The 1,736-nt window shown below is 74.9% G+C and carries 4 protein-coding genes; all 4 read right to left on the bottom strand.

What is annotated here, in order from left to right; all coding sequences use genetic code 11:
- Complete coding sequence (locus tag Pmi06nite_RS41545) at positions 1 to 597, bottom strand: Asp23/Gls24 family envelope stress response protein (RefSeq protein ID WP_203958761.1); 597 nt, start codon at positions 595 to 597, stop codon at positions 1 to 3.
- On the bottom strand, positions 594 to 1,241 hold the full coding sequence (locus tag Pmi06nite_RS41540; RefSeq protein ID WP_203958760.1) for a DUF6286 domain-containing protein: 648 nt from the start codon (positions 1,239 to 1,241) through the stop codon (positions 594 to 596). The genes Pmi06nite_RS41545 and Pmi06nite_RS41540 overlap by 4 nt, the downstream gene beginning before the upstream one ends.
- Complete coding sequence (locus tag Pmi06nite_RS41535) at positions 1,238 to 1,540, bottom strand: Asp23/Gls24 family envelope stress response protein (RefSeq protein WP_203958759.1); 303 nt, start codon at positions 1,538 to 1,540, stop codon at positions 1,238 to 1,240. Before Pmi06nite_RS41535 ends, Pmi06nite_RS41540 begins: the two co-directional genes overlap by 4 nt.
- Positions 1,537 to 1,736, bottom strand: a 200-nt coding sequence (locus tag Pmi06nite_RS41530; RefSeq protein ID WP_203958762.1) for a hypothetical protein, incomplete at its 5' end; no start/stop codon positions are given. The genes Pmi06nite_RS41530 and Pmi06nite_RS41535, both read right to left, overlap by 4 nt.

Genomic DNA, 1,736 nt, shown 5'->3' with positions numbered 1-1,736 from the left:
TCAGTGGACCTGCCGGGGCGGCCTGCCCTTGGCGAATCCCAGGCGCACGAGTGCCGGCAGGTGCTCGAACCCCAGGGTGCTCCTGAGTGCGGGGAACGCCTCGTCGCGGAGCCGGGCCAGGACGGAGTCCACCGCGGCCGGATCCCGCGTGGTGACGCGCACGTCCAGAGCGGGCCTGTCGGCCGTGCCCCGCAGGACGGCCCGCGCGTTCCGGACACCCGGGAAACCGCTGACCTGCTTAACCAGGGCGTCTCCCGCCAGGCGGCCGTTCATCTCCGTGACGCCCGAGAGTCCCGACTCCAGGCGTACCCGCCGCAGCCGGCCGGGCCGGAGCAGGGCGAGCAGCCAGCTCAGCCCGATGAGCGCCACCACGATGGACGCGGCGGCGACGGCCGGCCAGAACCAGCCCTGCCGGGTGAGGGACGTCATGCCCCCGTTCAGCAGCGGCTGCCCGGCCGCGGCCGGGCCGAAGGCGCCCAGGCCACGGGAGACGGCCGCGCCGCCACCGGCGAACAGGATCAGCCCGAGTGTGGTGAGGCCGGCCCGGTTGGCCCGCGCGGTGCCCCTGCCCAGCGCGCGACGCCCGCGGCGCGTCATGACGGGCCCCGCACGTGGGCCCGGACCGTGTAACGGCCGATGGGCGCGAGCCTGCCGATCTCGTCCTCCACGGCGGCGCGCACCCGCTCCTGCACCCCGAGCGTGTCCCGCAGGTCGGTCCTGGCGTTGACGGTCACCTGCCGTCCGCGGACCTTGGCCCTGGCGCCGCGCACCCCGTCGGCCTCGCTCGCCACGGCGGCCACAAGCTTGGTCAGTGTCCGCGGCCGCACGCCGGCGACCAGATCGGGATCTCCGGTACGCAGGGCGAGCAGGCGCGGGCGTCCCGCGACCAGCGCGAACAGCAGGAGCAGCAGACCCAGCACGGCGGCGATGCCCGCCGACGTGAGCGCCTGCCTGTCCTGCCATGTCGTGGTCTGGGCCCACGCGGCCACCTGCTCGTACGGCACGAGCCTGGCCGGGCGGCCCGCCAGCGCCGAGATCGTCTCAAGGGCGGTCAGGACCCCGGCCGCCAGGAGCGCGAGCGCCGAGATCGCGGCGGGGATCGCCCGCCTGGGCCGGAAGGCGCGCACCGCCGCCCTCGGCCGCGACCCTGAGGCGGGCCGGGTCGAGGCGGGCTCGCTGACGCGCCCGCCGCCTCCCGTGGACGGGCCGGTCGATCCGGGGCCCGTCTCGGCTGTCGTCATGGGGCCTCCTCCACGGGCACGAGCCCGACGACGTCGATGTCGACGCTCTCGACGTCGATGCCGGTGAGCTCGCGCATCCGCTGCCGAACGTGATGCCGTACCTCTGATGTGACCTGCCGTACGGGTGCCGGGTAGCGGATGGCCAACCGGTACCGCACGGCGGCCACCCCTCCGCTGACCGACGCCTCCACGTGCGGCCTCCCGGCGATCCGGTCGTCCTCGGCCGCGACCTCGGTCGCGATCTTCGTGAAGGCGCGGTCCGATATCGCGACCGCCCCGGGCCCGCCGGCGCCGGTCATTGCCGTCTCGCCCGCATCGTCGGCATCTCGACACCGCCTTCGACGGCCAGGCCGACGAAGAAGCCGACCACGCCGAGCACGAGCACGATCAGGAACGCGTTGAGGCCGCCGAAGGCCCCGACCACGCCGAGGACCGTGCCGAACGCGAGGCCGGCAAGGGCCATCACGGGGAGTTGCTTCATGGTGATCCCCTCTC

This window comes from Planotetraspora mira (assembly GCF_016863275.1).
Taxonomy (GTDB): domain Bacteria; phylum Actinomycetota; class Actinomycetes; order Streptosporangiales; family Streptosporangiaceae; genus Planotetraspora; species Planotetraspora mira.
Note: the sequence above shows the minus strand (reverse complement) of the source record. Positions and strands in the feature narration are given on the sequence as shown.